Raw genomic sequence first — 22,879 nt, forward strand, 5'->3', positions numbered from 1 at the left:
CACGCTTAATAAGACGCCAGCAAGGCCGAGTCATCTTTTCCAAAACTGGGCTGTACCCCGAGAATTGGCGCCGCGCGAGCGACGATGTCGCGGGCGATCGGCAATGCCGTGAAGGCCGAAATCGTCCCGCCGCCGCGCTCGCCGCTCTTCGGCTCGTCGATGAAGGTCATGACGATGTATTGCGGATTGTCGATCGGAAACACGGCCATGAAGGTATTGAAGTTCAGCGTGTTGGAATACCGACCGTTGACCACCTTATCGGCCGTGCCGGTCTTGCTGCCGACATTGTAGCCGGGAACGCGGGCGTTGCGACCCGAGCCCCTGGTACCGTTGAACTCGAGCAGGAAGCGCACGTCATCACTGGTACTCTTCTTGACGACCATCTTGGCGATGGCATCGGCCTGGTCGCGCGTGCGCGGCAGGAAGGTCGGTTCTATCAGCTTGCCGCCGTTGACGAGCGCTGCTCCCGCGACGGCTGTCTGCAAGGGCGTCGTCGAGACGCCGTGACCGAAGGAAATCGTGATCGAATTGATCTTCTTCCAGACGCGTGGCTGTGACGGCATCTTCACCTCGGGCAATTCGGTCTGCATCTTCGTGAGCAGGCCGATACGGGTGAGAAATTCCTTGTGCCCCTCGATCCCGACAAGATCGGCGATCTTGGCCGTGCCGATGTTCGAGGAGTACTGGAAGATTTCGGGAACCGTCAGAACGCGCCGCTGACCGTGGAAATCCTTGATGGTAAAGCCGCCGATGCGGATGGGGTTGGTGGCATCGAAGGCATCCCGCAACGTCACCTTGCCATCGTCCAGCGCCATGGCCATGGTGAAGGTCTTGAAGGTCGACCCCATTTCGAACGTGCCATTCGTCATGCGGTTGAGCCAGCCTTCCGTGGCGCCCTCGTTCGGATAGTTCGGATCGAAGTCCGGAGCCGAGGCCATACCGAGAACCTCGCCGGTGTGGACGTCGAGGACTGCGGCACCCGCGCCCTTGGCCTGGAAATTCTTGACGGCATTGACGACCGCATCGCGAACGATGCCTTGTACGCGCAGATCGATCGAAAGCTTCACCGGCTGCAGCGGTTGATCGTTGGTCATGCCCGCAGCAGCGAGGTCGGCGAGCCCCTGGTCGTCGATATATTTCTCCATGCCCGCAACGCCGCGATTGTCGATGTTGACGTAGCCGAGAATATGGGGGGCAGTCGTACCGCCCGGATAGAAGCGGCGCTTCTCCGGACGGAAGCCGATGCCGGGAATGCCGAGCGCCAAAATCTGGTTCTGCTGCTTCGGCGTCAGCTGCCGACGGAGCCAGGCAAAGTGCGAGGATTTCGCCGAAAGCTTTTTGTAGGTGGATTTGGTATCGAGATCCGGCAGAACCTTGCGCAATTCCTCGACGGCTTCGTCCGCGTCGATGATCTTGTTCGGCTCGGCAAACAGCGAGACCGTGCGGATGTCGGTTGCCAGCAGGGCGCCATTACGGTCGACGATATCAGGACGCGAGGCCATCAGACGATCCGGAGGCAGAATGCTTGACGTCATCTCAGGCAATGTCATGGCGAATTGGACAAGCCGGCCGCCGATCACGCAATAGACGGCGACGAAGCTTGCGACCAACAAGACGACGCGGCTCTTTGCCTGACTGGACTTGCGCTTGCGCACGCCCTCAAAGCTCGAACGAGAAAAGCCGTCGCTTGGGCGGTTGTTGCCGTCAGTGGAGAAATGGGCCTTGCTCTTCAGGACCATGATGCGCGAAAGAAAAGACATTAATCCCTCACCGATCCCGTTGCCATGTTGTCGACATCCGGCTTCTTGCGCTTGGCAAGAGCAGGCGGTTTCGGTCGCGGCGCCGGAGCGGCTGCGACATCGGCGATGGCCTTCCTGATCTGAGCATCCGTCGTATCGCCGTTGCTCGAGGCCACCGATGCGCCGTTCTTGGCACCGCCCGCCTTGCCGCTCTTCGGATCGTTGGAGGCCGTTACCGTCGGCGGCGGAAGCTGCGAGCGCAACATCGGCAATTCGCTTGGCTGAACGATCGCTGTCGAGAGCGTCGGCTGCAGCTGAAGTTCGCTATTATAGGTGTTGACGAGGCGTTCAAGCCGGTTCGGCTGAGAAACCAGTGCCCAGTCCGCCTTGAGGAGATCGATCGTATCCCTCTCAAGCTTGATTTCGGATTCGAGGCGGCGAACCTCTTCCAGCTTCAGCTCGGCACGATGCTTGATCGTATAGGTCACGCTGGCCATGGCCGTCATGACGCCGATCAGCACAATGTCAAAAGTCTTCAGCATTTTAGCCCCCAAGCTTTCCAAGACTGGCGAGACTGGGCAGATCGAAGATCGAAAGATCTGCCGCCTCCGCCGGAGCCAAGGTGCGAACCCCCGCACGCAACTTGGCCGAACGAGCACGCGGATTGACTTCCGCTTCGGCTTCGCTCGCAGAAATCATCGACTTGCCGACGGGCTCGAAGGTGGCGGGCCGCTCGTTCACGATCGGCATGTGACGCGATCCGGCGGCACGACCCGAACGGTCGGCGAAGAATTTCTTGACGATGCGATCCTCCAGCGAATGGAAGGTAACGACAACGAGGCGCCCGCCCGGCTTGAGGGCGCGCTCGGCTGCAAACAATGCCTGAGCCAGCTCACCGAGCTCGTCATTGACGAAAATCCGCAAAGCCTGAAAGACCCGCGTCGCCGGATGAATCTTGTCCTTCGCCTTTCGCGGCGTCACGACCTCGATCAGACCGGCCAGATCGCGAGTGGTCGCGAAAGGAGCCTCCGCACGCCGCTTCTCGATCGCGTGAGCGATGCGCGGCGCCTGCTTTTCCTCGCCCAGAAACACGAAAATGCGAATGAGATCGGCAAGCTTGGCGCGATTGACGACATCGGCGGCCGAGACGCCGCTTGCCGACATACGCATGTCGAGCGGGCCGTTCTTGCTGAAAGAGAAACCACGCTCGGCCTCATCGATCTGCATGGAGGAGACGCCGATATCGAGCACGACGCCATCAAGGCCGCCTTCAGGAGCATGCTCAGCCAGCTGAGAAAACTGCGATTGAATGAGCTTGAGATGGCCATGATGGGCGGAAACCAGCGCCTGCCCCGCAGCAATCGCTGTCGGATCGCGATCGAGCGCGATCACATTGGCGCCAGCCTTGAGGATGGCTGAGGTATAGCCGCCAGCCCCGAACGTTCCATCGAGGATGACCTTGCCAGGCGCCGGAGCCAGCGCCTCCAACACATCAGGAAGAAGAACCGGAATGTGACGAACCGGTCCGCCACCGGCATCAGAAGAACCTCCGCCTGAATTCGCCGCCATTCCGCTTCCCCGCTCTATTCCGAGCGCCTGCCCGCCAGCCTGCGCTCCTCTCGTGCCTGCGACTGCAAGGCCAGGAAGGCCTCCGGTCGCCACAATTGAAAATGATCCGACCGACCGACAAAGGTTACTTCGTTTGCGATTCCGGTAAAGTCGCGGATGAAATCCGTGACCATCAGCCGCCCTTCCGCATCGAGCCTCATGAAGACCCCGCCCCCGTGAATGAGGAGCGACATCTGGTTTGCTGCCGGCGAAAACGGATCGTCCGTCGCAATCTGCCGCTCGAAGCGATCGAGCAGATCGAGACCACCGACGCTGATCGCCGGAAACACAAAATCCTGAAAGCAGTACAGCTCCTGGATATTGCGCTCGGCCAACACAGAACGAAACGCCGCCGGCACGGAAACCCGCCCTTTGGAATCGATCCGGTTGGTCGCATTTGACAGGAAGCGGTTCATGACGCGAAACACCCGTCCCCCATGACCCGCAAGCCGCTACTCGCTTACAGGCACAGCCAAAATCGGACACAGCTTCGCAAGCCGAAAGAGCCGACGCCCCTGCGACACCCCCAGAACGGGAGCAATCATGGCTTTGCGATAATTGGGCTCTGATTTGCCCTTGTGCAGTGTTCTTTTGGGATACCATGGGACCATATGGGCGTCAATGGGATGAAGCCACGTCAGACGTGGCCGCAGCCTGAATATTCATAAGACGTTAAGTTTAACGAAAGGTTAGGATCGGCTTCAGGATACGTATCGAAACGGATTGTTTTCACAGGTTAAAACCCTCGCCTGTCGAGGGCTGAAAGCCTTGAAATGCAGGGCATTCGGCAGCTTCAAAAATTTTCGCGGAAGCGTCGGACGCGCCGTTCGAAGTAGCGCGATGATTTGCCAGTTGGCCTGTAAGCCGGGTTCTGTATGGCTCCGGCCGAGGCCGGAACGTGGCAGCCATTCATCTGGGACGCCGCTTGCGCGGCGCCTCGTGCAACCCACCCGGATGACCGGCCCGGAAACAGGCTGGAGCGCTTGCGCACTCCGTGTCATCCCTATTCGGTTTTGCTCCCGGTGGGGTTTTCCGTGCCGTCGCTGTTGCCAGAGACGCGGTGGGCTCTTACCCCACCCTTTCACCCTTACCCGATCCGGAGATCGGGCGGTTTGCTTTCTGTGGCACTTTCCCTGAGGTTGCCCCCGCCGGACGTTATCCGGCACCGTGTTTCCGTGGAGCCCGGACTTTCCTCACCCCATCGCCTTTCGGCATTGATGAAGCGCGGCTGCCCGGCCAACTGGCACAGGCTCATTAACCGAGACCGTCCGCAATTGCCACCGAAATATGCTTGTTTGTGAAGAGCGGATGTCAGTTGCGGAAATGCGCTGAGAAATCCGTGCTGTAGCCTTCGTCGTTGATTCGGCCTGTAAGCAGCAGTTCCGCCCCGAGCCGTCCGATTTCATCGGAACTCTTGGCGGCCGTACCGCAGCCACCCGTCAGGACCGCAACACGCGGCGAAGAGGTATAGCCGATCATGGGATAGCCCGTTGGCGAATAGGAGACGGCACAGGAGTTGGTGAAAGCCGGTGGCCGCCTCACGCCGGGAACGAGCCCGTGGAATATCCGCACCAGATGCTCGCGGGCCTTGTCGCGGCCGGCGGTGCGGAACCAGGCACGCAGCTCCGCCTCGGTTTCGAATTGGAGATCATCGGGATCGCCACCGATCTTCATGTAATATTTGCCGTCCGGATAGCGGATCGGCGGCAGCATATAGATGCTGTCCACATCATCAGCCGCCTTCGATATCACCGATGGCATGCCGGAAAGGGCTTGGGCTTCCGCCTCGCTCACCTCGAAGAAAGTGATCGTGCGGCCATAAACCTTCATCTCAACAGGTCGCGGCAAGAGATTCTCGGCAATGGAAAAACCGCCGGCAGCGAGCAATATCTTTTCCGCGCTGAATGTATCGCCTTCCGCCGTCGTGACGACAGCAAGGCCACCCTCATCGCGGATCGACAGCGCCGTCTGCTTGACGACGCGCGCGCCCGCCTTTTCCGCCAGCAGGGATTGCGCCTTGACCAGCCGGCGCGGGCTGATATGGCCGGCCCCATGCGGTTCGAAGACCCCTTCGCTTCCCGATGCGAAGGAGAAGAAGGGAAACTTCACCTTGAGCTCGGCACCATCGAGGATATCGGTTTGCACGCCGAGCCGCCTGCCCGCTTCCACGACATCGCCGACATAAGCTATTTCACCGCCCCGCTCCGGCCCGACAACAAGGCAGCCGACCGGAGCATAGAATTGAATGCCGCTATCCCGTTCGATATCCGCATAACGGCCGATCGAACGGTTTGCGAGACGGGCCCAGTCCGTGTCCGGGTCAATCGTCCGGGTGATGCGGCCCTCGTCGTAATGACTGCCGAAGACACCTTGATGGCTGGCGCGATCTTCAGGTTCATCCGGCCCGATGACGGCAACGCCGTCCGTTTGGTTTGCCAGGTGACGGGCAGCGGCTGCCCCCATCATGCCCCGGCCAACGACGATGAACCTGAAATCCGCTGCCATGCTGTAACCCTCATCCATAGTCGCGATTTCGATAGCACGGAAAACGATTCCGCCCTATCCGAAATCCTGGCATGAATGTCAGTCCAGAAGGGCAAGCACCTTGCCGCAATAACGCTTCGAGATCGGGTTCATGCGCGTGGCGCCGTGGCCGGCATTGTATTTGAGGATGGTGTTGCAGGTCGGTCCGCCGCCAAGGTCCTGCGCCATGGCAAGATATTTCATGCCGAACTTGATGTTCGTTTCGGGATCGTAGAGACCCTTGGTGCGGCCGGTATAGCCCATCAGCTTGGCGGTCGCCGGCTTGATCTGCATCAGGCCGATTTCGCCTGCACTTCCACGAGTTTTCGGATTGAAATTGCTTTCGATCTGAATGACGGCAGTGGCGAGTTCAACTGCAACGCCGTTCTGCTTGGCATATTTGGCAATCAGCGCGGAATAGCGATTTTGCCGTGCGAAGGAGGTCTCGGCATCGCGCAATTCGGCGGGAACATTGGGAACCGGAAAGCCGGTGGTGCGGCTGACGATCTTGAGAGGAACCGTTTTCTGCTTCGCATGGCGCTCGCCTGCAGAGGCAGAATCATATCCCGCCAGCAGCACGCCCACGCATGCCACAGCCGCAACAATCAAATTTTTCATGTAGTCTTTTGTCTCCAGGGGCGGGACCGCGGATAGCGCAAGCCATCACGTCCGGCTGGAGGCAAAAAGAGCCGCCGGAATGCACAGTCCCCATTAGTCGTCTACGGTCGCGCGACACACAAACCCAGACGGCGCGACCGCCGTTCAGCGAGCGTCGTTAGACCAATGCAATGCGGAGATAATAGGGAAAAGCTGTGGCGCAGCAGGGTGTTACGCGTTTTCGCATCTATAGCCGGCTATAAACGCCGATAACGGGATGGAACGAATTCAGGAATAGCGCGGCAGCGCGGCCAGCAGGCGATGCAGCGTATCGATCGTCGAAAAGTCGGCGATGCCGTCCACACGTTCCTGCCGAAAATGGCGCTGGAAGGCTTCGACGTCGCCCTTCAATTTTTCCGAGAATTCGCCATTTATTTCAGTACTATAGCCGTAAAGCGAGAGCATCGACTGCAAGGCCTCGATCGGCTGACCGACATCGCCCTTCTGGAAGAAGCGACCGCCGGTGATCGACGCCGGCTCAACCCAGTGCCCGACACCGGCCGCAGCCAACCGCGCCCAGGGGAATTTCTCGCCCGGATCGACCTTACGCACAGGGGCAACATCGGAGTGTCCAAGCACCCGTTCAGGCGCGATTGCCCAGCGTTGGCCGCAATCGCGACACAGTTCGATCACCGCTTCGATCTGCGCATCGGGGAATTCAGGCAGTCCGCCGGGATGGCCGGCATTGGCGATCTCAATGCCGATCGACGATGAATTGATATCGGTCTCGCCATGCCACGAACTCTTGCCCGCATGCCACGCTCGGCGCTCTTCGGGAACAAGCTGCATGATCCGCCCGTCCTCGAAGACGAAATAATGGCTCGACACTTGGCTCTCCGGACGACAGAGCCAGTTCAAAGCTCCTTCGGCGGTCCCCATGCCGGTATAATGCAAAAGGATGATATCAGGCCGACGTCCATCCCGCCTCTCGCCATGGTTCGGCGAAGGCTGCACATGGGCACGAGCGAAATCGGCCTGGAATGCACTCATGCTGCGCGGCGTTCTTTCTCGATCTCGGCATAAGCCGCATTCAGAGCCGCCATGCGTTCGTTCGCGATGGCATGGAACTCTTCCGGCACCCCACGCGACACGAGGCGATCCGGGTGGTTCTCGTAGACGAGGCCATGGTAGCGACGGCGGATCGTCGGGAAATCGTCCTGGCGCGAGACGCCGAGCACCTTGTAAGGATCGCGGCCGCCAACATTCACATGGCGCGCCATTATCTGCTCGAACCGCTCTTCGCTCATATGGAAAATTTCGGCCACATGCTGAAGGAAATCCATTTCCTTCTCATGGATCAGGCCATCCGCCTTGGCGATATGGAAGAGACCGTCGAGTACGTCTTCCAGCACCGGGCAATTCTTCGTGCAGGTCTCGCAAAGGGAAGACAGCCGCTCCGCATAGGCTTCGTAACCGGCCACGTCCTGGCGCGCCAGATTATAAAGACGGGCGACGTTTTTCGCTTGGTCGGGCGGAAATTCGAAGATCTCGCGGAACGCGTTGACCTCGTTTTCCGTGACCACACCGTCTGCTTTCGCCATTTTGGCGGAAAGAGCGATTATGGCGACGGAAAATGCCACCTTACGGCGCGTTTCCGGATCGCCTTCAAAGACGGTGCGAATAGCCTCGACCACCGCCGACAGAGCATTGCCGGCAGTGCTACCGATAGCATTCAGCAATTTTTCCCAGAACGACATGCCGGTCTCGATATCCTACTGAAACAGTAGAACACCTTGATCAAATAATGGTTGCCATTGCAAGCAGTCCATTCGTCGCGAGCCCGAAAACACTTTTCACAATTTGGTAATGATGCTGCAAATGCGAACTATCGTCCAATCGCCTCGCTCGGCTTTTGAAGACGAAACAAACCGCCGCTTTCGTAAATTCTTTACTTTACACCCTTGCCTGCCTGTCGCATCCATTCCACCGCAACCATTGAAATGAAGCAGCTTGTCTGCAAGGAGGATCCCCATGGCCAAACAGAAAGTCGCAATGCTCACTGCCGGTGGATTGGCGCCCTGCCTTTCGTCTGCCGTTGGCGGGCTGATCCAGCGCTATAACGATGTGGCGCCCGATCTCGACATCATCGCCTATCGTTCCGGCTATCAGGGGGTTCTGCTGGGTGACAGCATCGAGGTGACGCAGGCCATGCGCGAGCGCGCCTATCTGCTGCATCGCTATGGCGGCTCGCCGATCGGCAACAGCCGCGTCAAGCTCACCAACATTGCAGACTGCGTCAAGCGCGGCCTGGTCAAGGAAGGCGAAAACCCGCTGCGCGTCGCAGCCGAGCGACTGGCTTCCGACGGTGTGACCATCCTTCACACGATCGGCGGCGACGACACCAATACGACGGCGGCCGATCTTGCTGCCTATCTTGGCGCCAACGGCTATGATCTGACCGTCGTCGGCCTGCCGAAGACTGTTGATAACGACATCGTGCCGATCCGTCAGTCCCTCGGGGCCTGGACGGCCGCCGAAGTCGGCGCTCACTTCTTCGACAACGTCAGCAACGAACAGACCGCAGCACCGAAAACGCTCGTCATTCATGAAGTGATGGGCCGCCACTGTGGCTGGCTGACGGCGGCGACCGCGCGCGCCTATATCCAGAAAAGCAGCGCGAACGAATATGTCGAAGGCTTCATGATGAACGCCGAGATGAAGGGCATCGACGGCCTCTATCTGCCGGAAATGGCATTCGATATCGAGGTGGAAGGCGAACGCCTGCGCAATATCATGGAGAAGACCGGCCAGGTGACGCTCTTCGTATCGGAAGGTGCCGGCCTCGACGCCATCGTTGCCGAACGGGAAGCCTCCGGCGAAACCGTCAAGCGCGACGCCTTCGGCCACGTAAAGATCGACACGATCAATGTCGGCGGCTGGTTTCAGAAACAGTTCGCAGCGATCATCGGCGCCGAACGCTCCATGGTACAGAAGTCGGGCTATTTCGCACGCTCCGCCCCCGCAAACGGCGAGGACCTGCGCCTGATTCAGGGGATGGTCGACCTCGCGGTGGAAAGTGCCCTCAATAAGGTGTCCGGCGTCACGGGACATGATGAAGGTCAGGGCGGTAAGCTGCGCGTCATCGAATTCCCGCGCATCAAGGGCGGCAAGGCCTTCGATATCGCCACTCCCTGGTTTGCCGAAGTCATGGACCATATCGGGCAGAAGTACTCACAAGCCTGACCGATCGGCGATCAATCGGCTTAATCGGTGGTCAATCCGCCTGATTGACAATCAGGCGGATTGACGGATCGCAAATCCAATGTCTTTGCTGACGGCGGAAGAGGAATAGAGGAGGATTCTATGTCCATCGAAACCTGGCTCGCTTTCGCCGCCGCATCCTGCATCATGCTGGCCATACCGGGTCCGACCATTCTTCTTGTCATATCCTATGCGCTCGGCCACGGCCGCAAGACGGCCCTGGCAACGGTGACGGGCGTGACGCTTGGCGATTTCACCGCGATGACCGCATCGCTAGCCGGTCTCGGCGCCCTCCTCGCCACATCAGCGACACTATTCACGATTCTTAAGCTGATCGGCGCAGCCTACCTCGTTTTCCTCGGAATCAAGCTCTGGAGAGCCCCGATTGTGACGGGTCCTCTGGGTGACAACGACAATCTCCCAGAGGAAAAACCGTTAAAAATTCTCTTACACGCATATGTTGTGACAGCTCTCAACCCGAAGAGCATCGTCTTTTTCATTGCATTCGTTCCGCAATTTCTCGACATGTCGAAGCCATTTCTTCAGCAAACGCTTATTCTGGAGGCAACTTTCCTCACTTTGGCGGCGCTGAACTCACTCATTTACGTGTTCGTCGCCGACCTGGCGCGCGGCTTCATTCGCAAGGCAAGCGTGCAGCGCGCCGTTAACAGAACGGGCGGAACCCTGTTGATTGCAGCCGGCGCGGTGACCGCCGGATACCGCCGGATGGCCGCCTGAGGCGGCGCAGGGTTGCGGGGCGATCACGGATAGGTTAATGGGGATTCATAATTTTATCGATCCTGTGACCGAATTTGGCGGTCCTGTGGCCGAATTGCATCGAAATTAGGTTTGGTTTTTTCGAAAGTGACAGAATGGTAACGATCGGATTTCCCAGCCTGAAGCGCAGCGTTGCCTTATCGGCAATGATGTGCGGCGCTCTCGCCGGTTGCGCAAGCACGCATCAGCAGCAGACGTCTCAGGCAGAACTCCCGTCGGCACACGCCAACGTGCCGCATCCGAATACGACCCTGACCGCAACCGGCGCAACCGCACCCGCAGGCGCCGCAATGGTCGCAGCAGCGCCGGGCTTCATCGGCCCGCAGCAGCCGCAACAAATGGCAATGGCAAAGTCCGGCCGTCTTGTTCCGGGCACTGCAAACGTGGCAGCAGCGGTAAGTCAGCAGCAGATGGATGCCGCACAGGGACGCTTCGGCGCGCCTGTGGCGAACGCTGCCAATCAGGGAGCCGCCGCAATCGCTGCGGCAACGGGCGCGCCCGCCGGCAGCACATCAGCCGCAGCGGCCTATGCAGCATCCGACGTGCCCTTGGTGCCTTCCGTGGTCGCGATCCCGGTGCCCAATCCGGCACGTCCCGGCGATGCTGCCCTCGCGCCGGTTTCCGCCTCCGTGGCTCAGAGCGAGCCGACCATTCCAATGACATCGGATGTGGCGGCCATTCAGGTTGCCGTGCCGACGCCGCGTCCGGATTCGACGGCACAGGCAGAGGTCGCATTCGCCACGCCCGCCCAGATCGGCATTCCGCGCTATGCGGACAACCGCATGCATTATGACTTCAATTTTGACAGCAGCGGCCCGACGGTCGTTCCCGCTGTCATGACCACCACCAACACTCCAAATTACGATTCCGACGTCCCGGCTGCGGAAAAGAGCTACGTAACGAAGCTCATTCAGAAATACGCCAAGATCTATGAAATTCCGGAATCCCTGATCCACCGCGTCGTTCACCGTGAAAGCCGCTACAATCCGAAAGCCTATAACCGCGCCGGATATTTCGGCCTGATGCAGATCAAGTACAATACGGCCAAGTCCATGGGCTACGAAGGCCCGGCATCCGGCCTCCTTGATGCCGAAACCAACATCAAATATGCCGCCAAATATCTGCGCGGTGCCTGGATGACGGCGGACAGCAAGGCTCAGAACAAGGAAGCCAACGCCGTCCAGCTTTATGCCCGTGGCTATTATTACGACGCCAAGCGCAAAGGCCTGACGGACGTCGCCAACGGCAATTACTGATTTTACAAAAACCTTGTGAGAAGCCGGCCTAGTTCGTGGCCGGCTTTATTGTATCCATGATCCGCTTCACCAGGATTTGCGGTCGATAATACGCCCAGGTCGGCGTCAACCCCATCCGCACGACAACGAGATTGGCCGACGGGACGATTGCGATCGTTTGGCCGTCGTGGCCGGTCATCCAGAAGGTATCCGCAGGCAGGCCAAATTGCGCATTGGAGCCACCGGGGCCTGCAAGCCAGGCCTGAACCTGCGAGTAAACGCCCTCGGAAGCCTTTGTCGGCGTGCGCATGGCGCCGACAAATCCTTCCGGCAGCAGGCGGCGCCCATTCCAGACCCCATCCTGCAGCAGAAAGAGACCAAAGCGCGCCCAGTCCCGGGCATTGGCATAGAGATAGGAGCTGCCAACGAAGGTGCCGCGCTCATCGGCCTCGAAAACGGCGCTGTACATGCCGAGCGGCCCGAAAAGCGCCTCGCGCGGATAGGAGATGGCAGCGCTCAGATTGGGCAGCCGGTTCATCCAGAGGCGCGAAAGCAGCGCTGCCGTACCGCTGGAATAGCTGAAACGCTCGCCGGGCGCGGCCAACTGGTGCGCGTTGGCTGCGATACTGGTCACGTCCGGATCGAGATAGAGCATGCGTGTAACGTCCGACACGGTGCCATAGGATTCGTTGAAGGCAAGGCCGCTCTCCATGGCAAGAAGATCGCTGAGCTTGATGTCCTTGCGTGGGTCCATGCTCCATTGCGGCAGAAGATTCTGATCGTCGAAGGACATGCGCCCGGCCAGCATGAGCCGGCCGATGATGGCGGCATTGACCGTCTTGGTCATCGACCAGCCGATCAGCGGCGTTGCCTTGCTGAAGCCATCGCCATAGGTCTCGGCGACAATGCGCCCGTCCTTGACGACAACGATCGCGCGCATGGCGGGCCCGGCGAGATCCGAATTCGACACGATGTTGGCAAGTTTCGTCCCCTCGCCGTCCTGACCGAGGTTTACCGTATCCCCATCCGGCCACACAGCGTCGCTCTTTGGCGCCTTGACCTTGTTGAGGAAGACAGCGCTGCGGGCCGCCTGCAGATCACCGTCCGGCACCAGCGCGCAGCCGAGCGCGCCCCGATAGAGCGCACGGTTCGGTGCAAACAGTCCAAGGAAGCGGGCCGTGACCACGCCCTCGTCCCGGTCGACATAGACGCGAATGAGCTTCAATGCCGGATTGCCGGGAGCCTGTACATCCTCCTCCATCACTTTTTCTGGGTCCCGTTTGGCCACGAACGTATTGGAGCAGACGATCTTTGCCGCGTAGCCATCGCCAACCTTCAGCAATTCCGGCGGGTAAAGAGAGAGCCAGACGGCTCCGCCGGCGACAATGATCAGCAGCAGAACAACCAGCGCCCCGATCACTCTCGATATCAAACGCATGTCACATACTCTCCAGAAAGGTAGGCGGAGACAATCAGGAAACGCGGCAAGATGAAAGACCTATGATGGTCAGGGCTCCTTAAATATGTGCAAGGATGCTTCTCCGCCGGATCTGCCAACAGCCCGCGTCATCAGACTGTAGCATTGCCGGGTTAAACGCCCTGAACTTCACAAATCGGTGACAAGACTCAGATGACGGAATTCGCCCCGGATGCCGGTCTCCAAAAGAACCGGAAACTCAAGGACGCTCTGCTCCAGCACAAGGCACTGTCCAAAGCAGGCCTTTCCGAGCGCTTGTTCGGCATGTTGTTTTCCGGCCTTGTCTATCCGCAGATCTGGGAAGATCCGGATATCGATATGGAGGCGATGGAGCTGCAGGCGCATCATCGCATCGTCACCATCGGTTCGGGCGGCTGCAACATGCTCGCCTACCTCTCGCAAAATCCCGCATCCATCGATGTCGTAGATCTCAATCGCCACCACATTGCATTGAACAAGCTGAAGCTTGCCGCCTTCCGCCTGCTTCCCGGTCATGCGGACCTGGTGCGTTTCTTCGGAACGCCCGGCATTGCGGCCAATAGCCAAGCCTACGATCAGTTCATCGCGCCCCGCCTCGACGCGGCAACGGCTGACTACTGGGACGGTCGCGATCTCTATGGCCGCCGCCGCATCACGGTCTTCAACCGCAATATCTACAAGACCGGCCTTCTCGGCCGATTCATTGGCGCCGCCCATATACTGGCACGCCTGCACGGCGTCCGCCTCGATAAGATGACGGAAGCCCGCACGATGCGCGAGCAGCGTCAGTTCTTCGAGGAGGAGATCGCTCCGATCTTTGACAAGCGAGCAGTCCGCTGGCTGCTCGGCCGCAAGAGCTCGCTCTTCGGCCTCGGCATCCCGCCGCAGCAATATGACGAACTTGCTAGCCTCGCGGGTGACGATTCCATTTCCGCCGTGCTGAAACACCGCCTGGAAAAGCTAGCCTGTCACTTCCCGATGCGTGACAATTACTTCGCCTGGCAGGCATTCTCGCGACGCTACGCTGCCCAGCACCAAGGCCCCCTGCCCACCTATCTCAAGCCGGAGCACTATGCGGCGATTCGCGCCAATACCGATCGTGTGAGCGTCCATCACGCCAATTTCACCGAACTTCTCGCTTCGAAGCCGGCAGCCTCGCGCGATCGCTATGTCCTGCTCGATGCGCAGGACTGGATGACCGATGAGCAGCTCAATGGCCTCTGGGCGGAGATTACCCGCACGGCGCGCGAAGACGCCCGCGTCATCTTCCGCACGGCCGCCGAAAAGAGCATCATCGAGGGCCGCCTCTCTCCAGCGATCCGCGATCAGTGGATCTATTTCGAAGAACGCTCACAGGAACTCAACACCCGTGACCGTTCGGCCATCTACGGCGGCTTCCATATCTACGGAAAAAAAGCGTGAGCCAGGCGGATACAGGCATAGAAACCAGCGCGAACAACCACGCCAAGCTGATGGACGGCATGTACCGCTATCAGCGTCACATCTATGATCTGACCCGCAAATATTACTTGTTCGGCCGCGATCGGACCATCGAACAGCTGAATGTGCCCGTCGGTGGCTCGCTCCTGGAAGTGGGCTGCGGCACAGGCCGCAATATGCTGCTCGCCTATCGGCGCTTCCCGTCCGCCCACCTCTATGGCCTCGATATCTCGCAGGAAATGCTGATCTCGGCACGCAGCAACTTCCGTGGCCTGAAACAGATGCCGGATTTTCGCGTCGCCGACGCTACAGCCTTTTCACCCACCGATTTCGGCACCGACGGCTTCGACCGCGTCATGATTTCCTATGCGCTCTCGATGATTCCCGACTGGACAAGCGCTATCGACGCGTCGCTCGACGCAGTCGCGCAGGGCGGCGAGCTTCACATCGTCGATTTCGGCCAGCAGGAGGGATTGCCGGGCTGGTTCCGTGCCATACTCAAGGGGTGGCTGAAGAAATTCCATGTCACTCCGCGCGCCGATCTTCTGACTGTTCTCGAAGAGAAGGCTGCAGCGCGAGGCATGTCGGTGAAAACCGAAAGAATCGGCCGCGGTTACGCCTGGCGAGCCGTGGCGGCACGGCACGGCGCCTGAGTGCCGGTGGATTCCAGCGCAAAATCCGGCCTCGTAAGGCGCCAAGCATAAGAATTTGCTTGAAGATAACGCATTTTTTACGTTGATATGGTGAATAAAGTGGCAAGACCAGCTGGCAACGGTATGGTCTGCCGCTCTTTCGGATTCTCGGGGACCATATTACGGAAGCCAAGTCTTGGGGCAGCAAGATCACTCGCGCCATAACAGGATATCTATGCGCCGGCTTCTGGCATGCCTACTGCCGCTCGCCCTTGCCTTGACCGGCTGCACGACGGGCTACGATGCCCTGTCGACGGCGGCTCTCCCCAAGACCAGGTTCGCCGATACGAAGCCACAGGATTTCGGCCGCGATCACCCGCAGCGCCATCCGATTCATGGCATCGATATTTCAAAGTGGCAGGGCGATATCGATTGGAAAGCGGTTAAGGACTCCGGCGTCGCCTTCGTCTTCATCAAGGCGACAGAGGGCAAGGACCGGATCGACCCTCGCTTCACTGAATATTGGAATGAAGCGAGCGCCGCGGGACTTCTGCATGCACCCTATCATTTCTTCTATTTCTGCTCGACGGCCGATGAGCAGGCCGATTGGTTCATCCGCAACGTGCCGAAGGATGCCATGGCGCTTCCGCCCGTCGTCGACGTCGAATGGAATCCCGGCTCCCCCACCTGCAAGACCAGACCAGCGCCTGAAACAGTACGCAGCGAGATCAAGCGCTTTATGGATCGCCTGCAGGCCTATTACGGCAAGCGCCCCATCATTTATACTTCTGTCGACTTCCATCGTGAAAATCTAGTCGGCTATTTCCAGGACTATCATTTCTGGGTCCGATCCGTCGCCAAGCACCCGAAAGAGACTTACGCAGGTCGCAACTGGGCTTTCTGGCAATACACATCTACGGGGGTCATTCCGGGGATCAAAGGCCCGACGGACATCAATGTTTTCGGCGGTTCCGAGCAGAACTGGCAAAACTGGGTGGCCGCAGTAGAGAAGCAGGGAAATTCTTAATACTGAGCCCATTTCACTCTTGCTTATGTCACAATCTTCTGTGAAAGCGACCCTATTCTATCACTAGGAAGGATCGCTCATGGATCGTCACACCATTCGACGCGGCGCTCTCGCGTTGCTCTTCGCCTCAGCCATGACCGGTACGGCATTGGCTCAAAGCGCGGCTCCGGCAACGGTGCCGCCCGCGAGCAGCGATGCCACTCCAAAAGTAGCCTGCGGCGGCGATCTCACGACATTTCTGGCCGGCGTGAAGGCCGAAGCGATTGCGGACGGCGCGGATGCTGCAGCCGCCGACAAGACGCTCGCCGGCGCCCAGATCGACCAGAAGGTTCTTGCCATGGACCGCAGCCAGGGCGTCTTCCGTCAAACCTTCCTCGAATTCTCCCAGCGCACCGTCAGCCAGGGTCGCCTCGACATCGGCCGCCAGAAGATGAAGCAGTATGCCGACGTCTTCGCCAAGGCCGAACAGGACTATGGCGTGCCTCCCGGCGTCATCACCGCCTTCTGGGCGATGGAAACCGATTTCGGCGCCGTCCAAGGCAATTTCAACACCCGCAACGCGCTGGTCACCCTCTCGCACGATTGCCGCCGGCCGGATTTCTTCCGCCCGCGCCTGATCGCGCTGATCGAGCTCGTCCAGCGCGGCGATGTCGACCCGGCAACGACGACGGGTGCGTGGGCCGGCGAAATCGGCCAGACACAAATGCTGCCGCCCGATATCATCGCTTATGGCACGGATGGCGATGGCGACGGCCATGTCAACCTCAAGACCAGCGCACCTGACGTCATTCTGACGACAGCACGATTCCTCCAGCATCTCGGCTTCCAGCGCGGTCAGCCCTGGCTGCAGGAGGTGACGGTTCCGGACAATCTTCCCTGGGAAAAATCCGGCATCGGCGGCCCGCTGACCGCGGGCGATTGGTTCAAGCTCGGCGTCACCCCCCGCGACGGCAATACGAGCTTCGGCTCCCTGCCGGCTGCTCTCATCCTGCCACAGGGTCGCAAGGGGCCTGCCTTCCTGACTTATCCAAACTATAATACCTATCTCGGCTGGAACCAGTCGTTCATCTACACGACCTCGGCGGCCTATTTCGCCACGCGCTTTGCCGGTGCTCCGCCCTATAACAAGGGCAATCCCGAGCCGGGCCTGAACGATGTAGACATGAAGGCGCTTCAGACCAAGCTCGTGGCCCGCGGCTATGATGTCGGCAAGATCGACGGCATCCTCGGCTCCGGCACGCGTGTCGCGATCCAGAAGGAACAGTTCCGGCTGGGTATGCCGGCCGATGGCTGGGCAACGACGGCACTGCTCAACGCACTCTGATTTCCTCCATATATCGATCGAAAAAGGCGGCTCCATGCCGCCTTTTTTGTATCTGCTCCCCTCACGCCCATGAGCAAAATAGCAAGAAACGGGTGGAGAGCCCGCACTCTTCCGGTTTAGATGCATCGAAAGAGGAGAGATGCCATGAACGGCGAACATCGAATGAGCGCCTCGACCTGGGGCCTGCTGCTGTTGCTCGGATTGATCTGGGGTGGTTCGTTCTTCTTCGCCCGTATCGCCGTTCACCACGTGCCGCCCTTCACGCTCGTCTTTCTGCGCCTGTCGCTGGCAGCCGTGGCATTGCATCTCTATTTGGCTGGTCGCCTCAACATCTATCAGTCCCTGCGCCGTTATTGGCCGCAATTTCTGCTGCTGGGCTTAATCAACAATGCGCTACCGCATACGCTGATCTTCTGCGGCCAGACGCAGATGGGTGCCGGACTTGCATCCATCCTGAACGCGACGACGCCGATGTGGACCGTGTTGATCGGCAATCAGCTGACAACGGATGAGCGCCTGACATCGGCCAAGCTGGTCGGCTGCTTCACCGGCCTCCTCGGAACGATCGTGTTGCTCGGACCGAGCGTTACCAGCGGCGGCTCGGTACCCCTCTGGGCACTCTTGTTGCCGATCTTAGCGGCAATCTCCTACGGATTCGCAGCCATTTATGCCAAACGCTTCAAGGGCATCGCGCCGCCGGTTGTGGCGGCGGGCCAGTTGACAGGCTCCTCGCTCATCATGCTACCGGTTGCGCTGGTGATCGACCAGCCTTGGGCGCTCGCCGCTCCACCTGTGACGGCAATTGCAGCCATTCTCGGCCTGGCGCTGCTATCGACCGCTTTCGCCTACATCCTCTATTTTCGCATCATCGAGCTTGCAGGCGCCACCAACACCTCCCTCGTCACTCTGCTCGTGCCGCCGAGCGCGTTATTGCTCGGCTTCCTCTTTCTCGGCGAGCGAATGGGGCCAACCGAAATCGCTGGCATGCTGCTCATCGCCGCAGGTCTGCTCGTCCTCGATGGGCGGCTTTTCATGTGGATGAAACGCGGCGTCAAAACGCTGGAAATATGATCTCCTGCTCCATTCAGATGGTCCGCAGTCACAACATATTAATATTTATTCACAGCCCGTCATCGAGCCAGCAATCGACATTTATATCGCAATATCAAAATGTTGCCGAAAGCTCATGAATCACGCCGCGCATTCGATACCGCGCCGCAGCATCGAATGTTCTTTCCAAGCAACACATTTTCGACATAAAATTTAACGGCTGACTGAGGAGGAAGACATGGGATTAACGCGATCCATCAACGTCCTGGTGGTCGGTGCGGCCTTCGCTTTCGTCGTGACGATGCTCTTCATCTGACGGCTTCGGCGAAACACGCAAACGACCAAACTCCGAAAAGCTAACAAAACCTCTGTTTCATTAGAAAAGCGCATGCCCCGCGGGACATGCGCTTTTTCATGAGTTCGCGCGACGTACTTTAGGCGGCCGCCCCGGCCCGCGCATCCATCTTGCGCTCAAGGCCCAGCCGTTCAAGCACAGCGGAAACCAGTGCCGAACGGTTCATCGTATAGAGATGAAACTCGTGAATACCACGGCGCACCAGATCCTGGATCTGCTCGGCGGCGACATCAGCTGCGACCTTGGCGCGCTCCTCGACATCCTCGTCCAAACCATCAAAACGCTCGTCCAGCCAGGTCGGAATATTCGTGCCGCAGGCGCCGGCGAAGCGCTTGAGTTGCGTCAGGTTCTGGATCGGCATGATGCCCGGCACAACGGGAATCTTGATGCCGGCGGCGCGAACGCGATCGTGATAACGCTCGAAGGCATCATTATCGAAGAAGAACTGCGTCAGGGCCCGGTCGGCACCATTGTCCGCCTTGCGCTTCAGCATATCGATATCGGCCGCCGTATCGCGGCTTTCCGGATGCTTTTCAGGATAGGCAGAGACGGAAATATCGAAATCGCCGCGCTCGCGCAAAGCCTGCACCAGTTCCGCAGCATTGGCATAGCCGCCCGGATGCGGCTGATAGGCCGCGCCGACACCACCCGGCGGATCGCCGCGCAGCGCGACGAAACGGCGAACGCCGGTAGCCAGAAACTCGTCGATCACCCGATGCGTGTCCTCACGCGTGGCACCGACGCAGGTCAGATGCGATGCGGTCGTGAACGGCGTCTCATGGATCATTTTGCGCACAGCGGAAAGCGTTGGTGCTTTGGTCGAACCACCTGCCCCATACGTAACCGAAACAAACTCAACGTCCCAATCGCTGAGCTCCTCGACGGTGTTCCACAGCTGCTGCTCGGCCTCTTCCGATTTCGGCGGAAAGAACTCGAAGGAGATGCGGATACCCGCGTTATGGCTTTCTGAGCTTGAAGACATATCATACTCTCCCGGCAAGAATGGGGGATGACTGGTGGCCTTGGTCGGACGCAATCAGCAACCGCGGGTCGCGCGCCAGCCAGATGGTCACGGTCAGCGCCTGACCGCCTTCCCTCCCCGAATGAAGATCCTGCACGCGCTCCACATCCAGCCCCGCCAGTTTCAGCCAATCCGACATGGTCTGATGCGAGAAGCCGAGACGCAGATGCGCATGTTCGTCACGCAGATATTCAAGCCCATGCGGCGCGAGGTCGATGATGACAAGCCGGCCGCCGGGCCGCAGCATTCGGGCGGCCTCATTGATGGCAACCTCCGGCTGATCAAGGAAATGCAGCACCTGATGGATAGTGATCAGATCGAAATCCTGCTGCTCGAGCGGCAGGTTGAAAATATCGCCATGCCGCACTGAGGCAGCGGTGATATTGGCCCGGTCGAGGTTGGCGCGCGCAACGGCCAGCATGTCACGGCTGGCATCGATGCCGACGGCGCGACGATAATGCCCAGCCAGAAGCTGCAGCATCCGGCCCGTACCCGTGCCGAGATCGAGAAAGGAGTCGATCGGCTGCGGACCGATGAGATCGATCAGCGCCTTGTCGACATCCTCATCCGCGACATGGAGACGACGCAGCTCATCCCACTCGGCGGCATTCCGGCTGAAATAGGCCTGCGCGCGCTCGGCGCGAATACGCTTTACGGAGGCGAGACGTTCTCCGTCACGCAACAGTACCGTATCCTTTTCGGCGGTATGGCGCAGCAGGCTGCGCGCCAACGTGACGGCCTTGCCCTCCTGCTTCAGGCGGAAATAGGCCCAGGCGCCCTCCTGGTAACGATCGATCAGCCCGGCTTCGCCGAGCAGCTTGAGATGTCGGGAAATACGAGGCTGCGACTGACCGAGAATTTCGGTAAGATCGGTCACTGTGAGATCGCCGGCCGCCAGTAGCGCCAGGAGACGCAGCCGGGTCGGCTCACCGACCGCCTTCAGCACGTCTACTACGTCATCCAAGCCGAGTTTAACCAGATCCGTCATTTCCCACCCAATCAAGATATAAAGATATCTTTATGTGATTTGAATGAGTTCCGCAAGGGCTAATCGCCGAAGAGCCCGGCTGAATGTCGGAAACCTGTTAGTTTTTGTCGGCTGAGGAATATATGCGTCCTGCCCGAGGCAAAGAAAAACCCCGGACGTGCCGGGGTTTCTCCATGACGGAAAGACAGCAAACTTACCGTGTCAGGCGCTTATGCGCTTGGCTGCCCGGATTGAGAGCATCGGGGCCGAGGCGGCGGACCTTGTCCTGTTCGTAATCTTCGAAATTGCCTTCGAACCATTCGACATGGCCGTCGCCTTCAAAGGCCAGGATATGTGTGGCCAGGCGGTCGAGGAACATGCGATCGTGACTGATGATGATCGCGCAGCCGGCGAAGTTTTCGAGCGCGCTTTCCAGCGCCCCCAGCGTTTCCGTATCGAGGTCGTTGGTCGGTTCGTCGAGCAGAAGCACGTTGCCGCCGGACTTCAGCATCTTGGCCAGGTGCACGCGGTTGCGCTGACCGCCAGAGAGACTGCCGACCTTCTGCTGCTGATCGCCGCCCTTGAAGTTAAAGGCGCCGCAATAGGCGCGCGAGTTCATGTCGAACTTGCCGAGCTTGATGATTTCGGCGCCGCCGGAGATTTCCTCCCATACCGTCTTATTGCCATCAAGCGCGTCGCGGCTCTGGTCGACATAGCTGAGATGCACCGTCTCGCCGATGCGGATCGAGCCGGAATCCGGCTTTTCCTGACCGGTGATCATCTTAAACAGGGTCGTCTTGCCGGCGCCGTTCGGCCCGATAATGCCGACGATGCCGCCGGGCGGCAGCTTGATCGATAGATCGTTGATCAGGGTACGACCTTCGAAACCCTTGGTGATGCCCTCCATCTCGATGACCACCTGGCCGAGACGCTCGCTGACCGGAATGATGATCTGCGCATCACCAGGACGCTGATTTTCAGCAGCATCGACCAGCTGTTCGTAAGCGTTGATACGCGCCTTGGACTTGGCCTGACGGGCCTTGGGGCTGGAGGCGATCCATTCCTGTTCGCGGCTGATCGCCTTCTGGCGGCCAGCTTCTTCGCGGGCTTCCTGCAGCATGCGCTTGGCCTTGGCCTGCAGATAGGCGGAATAGTTGCCTTCGTATGGAATGCCGCGGCCGCGGTCGAGTTCGAGAATCCAGCCGGTAACATTGTCGAGGAAGTAGCGGTCGTGCGTGATCATCATCACGGCGCCCGGATAGTCGCGCAGGTGCTTTTCCAGCCAGGCAATGGTCTCGGCGTCGAGATGGTTGGTCGGTTCGTCGAGCAGCAGCAGGTCCGGCTGCGAGAGAAGCAGGCGGCAAAGCGCGATACGGCGGCGCTCACCGCCGGAAAGGCTGGTGACTTCGGCATCGCGCGGCGGGCAGCGCAATGCATCCATAGCCATTTCCACCTGGCTTTCCAGATCCCAGAGGTTCTGGCTGTCGATGATGTCCTGGAGCTTGGCGCCCTCTTCCGCCGTCTCGTCGGAATAGTTCATCATCAATTCGTTGTAGCGATTGAGGATTTCGGTTTTCTTGGCAACGCCTTCCATGACGTTTTCGAAAACCGTCTTGTTGGGATCGAGCTGCGGCTCCTGCGGCAGGTAGCCGATGGTGGCGCCTTCGGCCAGCCAGGCTTCGCCGGTATATTCCTTGTCGAGGCCGGCCATGATGCGTAGCACCGTCGACTTACCTGCGCCGTTCGGACCGAGAATACCGATCTTGGCATCGGGGTAGAAGGAGAGATGGATATTCTCGAGAATTTTCTTGGCGCCATAGGACTTATTCAGACCGGCCATATGATAAATAAACTGACGTGCCATAGC

General features: G+C 59.3%; 20 protein-coding genes and 1 other RNA gene. 8 read left to right on the forward strand and 13 right to left on the reverse strand.

Annotated elements, in window-relative coordinates; all coding sequences use genetic code 11:
* Positions 1 to 5: 5 nt before the first annotated feature.
* From I8E17_RS09890 to I8E17_RS09930, 9 genes are all read right to left on the reverse strand, one after another.
* Entirely contained in the window at positions 6 to 1,760 is a 1,755-nt protein-coding gene (locus I8E17_RS09890) for a penicillin-binding protein 2 (protein WP_069612541.1), read from the reverse strand.
* Entirely contained in the window at positions 1,760 to 2,281 is a 522-nt protein-coding gene (locus I8E17_RS09895) for a hypothetical protein (protein ID WP_069612542.1), read from the reverse strand. Before I8E17_RS09895 ends, I8E17_RS09890 begins: the two co-directional genes overlap by 1 nt.
* 1 nt (position 2,282) lies before the next feature.
* Positions 2,283 to 3,308, reverse strand: coding sequence for a 16S rRNA (cytosine(1402)-N(4))-methyltransferase RsmH (rsmH, locus tag I8E17_RS09900; protein ID WP_069612543.1), 1,026 nt, complete (start codon positions 3,306 to 3,308; stop codon positions 2,283 to 2,285).
* A gap of 14 nt (positions 3,309 to 3,322) precedes the next feature.
* Positions 3,323 to 3,763 (reverse strand): division/cell wall cluster transcriptional repressor MraZ, encoded by a 441-nt coding sequence (mraZ, locus tag I8E17_RS09905; RefSeq protein WP_069612838.1) that lies wholly within the window; start codon positions 3,761 to 3,763, stop codon positions 3,323 to 3,325.
* Positions 3,764 to 4,191: 428 nt separating this feature from the next.
* An RNA gene (gene rnpB / locus I8E17_RS09910) (RNase P RNA component class A) lies at positions 4,192 to 4,591 on the reverse strand.
* 67 nt (positions 4,592 to 4,658) lie between these two features.
* Positions 4,659 to 5,852, reverse strand: a complete 1,194-nt coding sequence (locus I8E17_RS09915) for an FAD-dependent oxidoreductase (RefSeq protein ID WP_069612839.1) — start codon at positions 5,850 to 5,852, stop codon at positions 4,659 to 4,661.
* A gap of 78 nt (positions 5,853 to 5,930) precedes the next feature.
* The gene (locus I8E17_RS09920) at positions 5,931 to 6,488 is read right to left on the reverse strand and encodes a transglycosylase SLT domain-containing protein (protein ID WP_069612544.1); all 558 of its coding nucleotides are present in this window, start codon (positions 6,486 to 6,488) and stop codon (positions 5,931 to 5,933) included.
* Between the two features lie 267 nt (positions 6,489 to 6,755).
* Positions 6,756 to 7,517, reverse strand: coding sequence for an N-acetylmuramoyl-L-alanine amidase (locus I8E17_RS09925; protein ID WP_069612545.1), 762 nt, complete (start codon positions 7,515 to 7,517; stop codon positions 6,756 to 6,758).
* Positions 7,514 to 8,224 (reverse strand): DnaJ family molecular chaperone, encoded by a 711-nt coding sequence (locus I8E17_RS09930; protein ID WP_069612546.1) that lies wholly within the window; start codon positions 8,222 to 8,224, stop codon positions 7,514 to 7,516. Before I8E17_RS09930 ends, I8E17_RS09925 begins: the two co-directional genes overlap by 4 nt.
* A 274-nt stretch (positions 8,225 to 8,498) precedes the next feature.
* On the opposite strand from I8E17_RS09930, the gene I8E17_RS09935 reads away from it, so the two are divergent.
* The 3 genes from I8E17_RS09935 (at position 8,499) to I8E17_RS09945 (ending at position 11,761) form a co-directional block, all read left to right on the forward strand.
* The gene (locus I8E17_RS09935; RefSeq protein ID WP_069612547.1) at positions 8,499 to 9,710 is read left to right on the forward strand and encodes a pyrophosphate--fructose-6-phosphate 1-phosphotransferase; all 1,212 of its coding nucleotides are present in this window, start codon (positions 8,499 to 8,501) and stop codon (positions 9,708 to 9,710) included.
* Between the two features lie 120 nt (positions 9,711 to 9,830).
* Positions 9,831 to 10,466, forward strand: coding sequence for a LysE family translocator (locus tag I8E17_RS09940; protein ID WP_069612548.1), 636 nt, complete (start codon positions 9,831 to 9,833; stop codon positions 10,464 to 10,466).
* A gap of 134 nt (positions 10,467 to 10,600) precedes the next feature.
* The gene (locus I8E17_RS09945; RefSeq protein WP_083258163.1) at positions 10,601 to 11,761 is read left to right on the forward strand and encodes a lytic transglycosylase domain-containing protein; all 1,161 of its coding nucleotides are present in this window, start codon (positions 10,601 to 10,603) and stop codon (positions 11,759 to 11,761) included.
* A gap of 28 nt (positions 11,762 to 11,789) precedes the next feature.
* Here I8E17_RS09945 and I8E17_RS09950 read toward each other — a convergent pair whose 3' ends face one another.
* Complete coding sequence (locus I8E17_RS09950; protein WP_069612549.1) at positions 11,790 to 13,178, reverse strand: serine hydrolase; 1,389 nt, start codon at positions 13,176 to 13,178, stop codon at positions 11,790 to 11,792.
* 192 nt (positions 13,179 to 13,370) lie between these two features.
* On the opposite strand from I8E17_RS09950, the gene I8E17_RS09955 reads away from it, so the two are divergent.
* The 5 genes from I8E17_RS09955 (at position 13,371) to I8E17_RS09975 (ending at position 18,690) form a co-directional block, all read left to right on the forward strand.
* A complete protein-coding gene (locus I8E17_RS09955) occupies positions 13,371 to 14,618 on the forward strand; it encodes a DUF3419 family protein (RefSeq protein WP_069612550.1) in 1,248 nt (415 codons plus the stop codon).
* A 50-nt stretch (positions 14,619 to 14,668) separates the two neighbouring features.
* Positions 14,669 to 15,289 carry a class I SAM-dependent methyltransferase gene (locus I8E17_RS09960; RefSeq protein WP_069612841.1) on the forward strand — a complete coding sequence of 207 codons (621 nt, stop codon included), beginning with the start codon at positions 14,669 to 14,671 and terminating at the stop codon, positions 15,287 to 15,289.
* Positions 15,290 to 15,503: 214 nt separating this feature from the next.
* Positions 15,504 to 16,295 carry a GH25 family lysozyme gene (locus I8E17_RS09965; protein WP_069612551.1) on the forward strand — a complete coding sequence of 264 codons (792 nt, stop codon included), beginning with the start codon at positions 15,504 to 15,506 and terminating at the stop codon, positions 16,293 to 16,295.
* Between the two features lie 79 nt (positions 16,296 to 16,374).
* Positions 16,375 to 17,619: a lytic murein transglycosylase gene (locus I8E17_RS09970; RefSeq protein WP_069612552.1), complete on the forward strand. Its 1,245-nt coding sequence runs from the start codon at positions 16,375 to 16,377 to the stop codon at positions 17,617 to 17,619.
* A gap of 144 nt (positions 17,620 to 17,763) precedes the next feature.
* Positions 17,764 to 18,690 carry a DMT family transporter gene (locus I8E17_RS09975; RefSeq protein ID WP_069612553.1) on the forward strand — a complete coding sequence of 309 codons (927 nt, stop codon included), beginning with the start codon at positions 17,764 to 17,766 and terminating at the stop codon, positions 18,688 to 18,690.
* 413 nt (positions 18,691 to 19,103) lie between these two features.
* On the opposite strand, the gene metF is transcribed toward I8E17_RS09975, so the two are convergent.
* The 3 genes from metF to ettA form a co-directional block, all read right to left on the reverse strand.
* A complete protein-coding gene (gene metF, locus I8E17_RS09980) occupies positions 19,104 to 20,006 on the reverse strand; it encodes a methylenetetrahydrofolate reductase [NAD(P)H] (protein ID WP_069612554.1) in 903 nt (300 codons plus the stop codon).
* A 1-nt stretch (position 20,007) separates the two neighbouring features.
* Positions 20,008 to 21,033 (reverse strand): metalloregulator ArsR/SmtB family transcription factor, encoded by a 1,026-nt coding sequence (locus I8E17_RS09985; protein ID WP_069612555.1) that lies wholly within the window; start codon positions 21,031 to 21,033, stop codon positions 20,008 to 20,010.
* A gap of 193 nt (positions 21,034 to 21,226) precedes the next feature.
* The gene (gene ettA, locus I8E17_RS09990) at positions 21,227 to 22,876 is read right to left on the reverse strand and encodes an energy-dependent translational throttle protein EttA (RefSeq protein ID WP_069612556.1); all 1,650 of its coding nucleotides are present in this window, start codon (positions 22,874 to 22,876) and stop codon (positions 21,227 to 21,229) included.
* Positions 22,877 to 22,879 lie beyond the last annotated feature (3 nt).

This window comes from Rhizobium sp. AB2/73, from assembly GCF_020871915.1.
Classification (GTDB): domain Bacteria; phylum Pseudomonadota; class Alphaproteobacteria; order Rhizobiales; family Rhizobiaceae; genus Rhizobium; species Rhizobium dioscoreae.

Excerpts from the sequence above, each read along its gene's own strand:
- I8E17_RS09895 (WP_069612542.1), bottom strand. The coding sequence starts at position 2,281 with ATGCTGAAGACTTTTGACATTGTGCTGATCGGCGTCATGACGGCCATG.
- I8E17_RS09945 (WP_083258163.1), top strand. The coding sequence starts at position 10,601 with ATGGTAACGATCGGATTTCCCAGCCTGAAGCGCAGCGTTGCCTTATCG.
- I8E17_RS09965 (WP_069612551.1), top strand. The coding sequence starts at position 15,504 with ATGCGCCGGCTTCTGGCATGCCTACTGCCGCTCGCCCTTGCCTTGACC.
- ettA (WP_069612556.1), bottom strand. The coding sequence starts at position 22,876 with ATGGCACGTCAGTTTATTTATCATATGGCCGGTCTGAATAAGTCCTAT.
- I8E17_RS09920 (WP_069612544.1), bottom strand. The coding sequence starts at position 6,488 with ATGAAAAATTTGATTGTTGCGGCTGTGGCATGCGTGGGCGTGCTGCTG.
- metF (WP_069612554.1), bottom strand. The coding sequence starts at position 20,006 with ATGTCTTCAAGCTCAGAAAGCCATAACGCGGGTATCCGCATCTCCTTC.
- I8E17_RS09960 (WP_069612841.1), top strand. The coding sequence starts at position 14,669 with ATGGACGGCATGTACCGCTATCAGCGTCACATCTATGATCTGACCCGC.
- I8E17_RS09915 (WP_069612839.1), bottom strand. The coding sequence starts at position 5,852 with ATGGCAGCGGATTTCAGGTTCATCGTCGTTGGCCGGGGCATGATGGGG.
- I8E17_RS09955 (WP_069612550.1), top strand. The coding sequence starts at position 13,371 with ATGACGGAATTCGCCCCGGATGCCGGTCTCCAAAAGAACCGGAAACTC.
- I8E17_RS09970 (WP_069612552.1), top strand. The coding sequence starts at position 16,375 with ATGGATCGTCACACCATTCGACGCGGCGCTCTCGCGTTGCTCTTCGCC.
- I8E17_RS09930 (WP_069612546.1), bottom strand. The coding sequence starts at position 8,224 with ATGTCGTTCTGGGAAAAATTGCTGAATGCTATCGGTAGCACTGCCGGC.
- I8E17_RS09890 (WP_069612541.1), bottom strand. The coding sequence starts at position 1,760 with ATGTCTTTTCTTTCGCGCATCATGGTCCTGAAGAGCAAGGCCCATTTC.
- I8E17_RS09985 (WP_069612555.1), bottom strand. The coding sequence starts at position 21,033 with ATGACGGATCTGGTTAAACTCGGCTTGGATGACGTAGTAGACGTGCTG.
- mraZ (WP_069612838.1), bottom strand. The coding sequence starts at position 3,763 with ATGAACCGCTTCCTGTCAAATGCGACCAACCGGATCGATTCCAAAGGG.
- I8E17_RS09950 (WP_069612549.1), bottom strand. The coding sequence starts at position 13,178 with ATGCGTTTGATATCGAGAGTGATCGGGGCGCTGGTTGTTCTGCTGCTG.
- I8E17_RS09925 (WP_069612545.1), bottom strand. The coding sequence starts at position 7,517 with ATGAGTGCATTCCAGGCCGATTTCGCTCGTGCCCATGTGCAGCCTTCG.
- rsmH (WP_069612543.1), bottom strand. The coding sequence starts at position 3,308 with ATGGCGGCGAATTCAGGCGGAGGTTCTTCTGATGCCGGTGGCGGACCG.
- I8E17_RS09940 (WP_069612548.1), top strand. The coding sequence starts at position 9,831 with ATGTCCATCGAAACCTGGCTCGCTTTCGCCGCCGCATCCTGCATCATG.
- I8E17_RS09935 (WP_069612547.1), top strand. The coding sequence starts at position 8,499 with ATGGCCAAACAGAAAGTCGCAATGCTCACTGCCGGTGGATTGGCGCCC.
- I8E17_RS09975 (WP_069612553.1), top strand. The coding sequence starts at position 17,764 with ATGAACGGCGAACATCGAATGAGCGCCTCGACCTGGGGCCTGCTGCTG.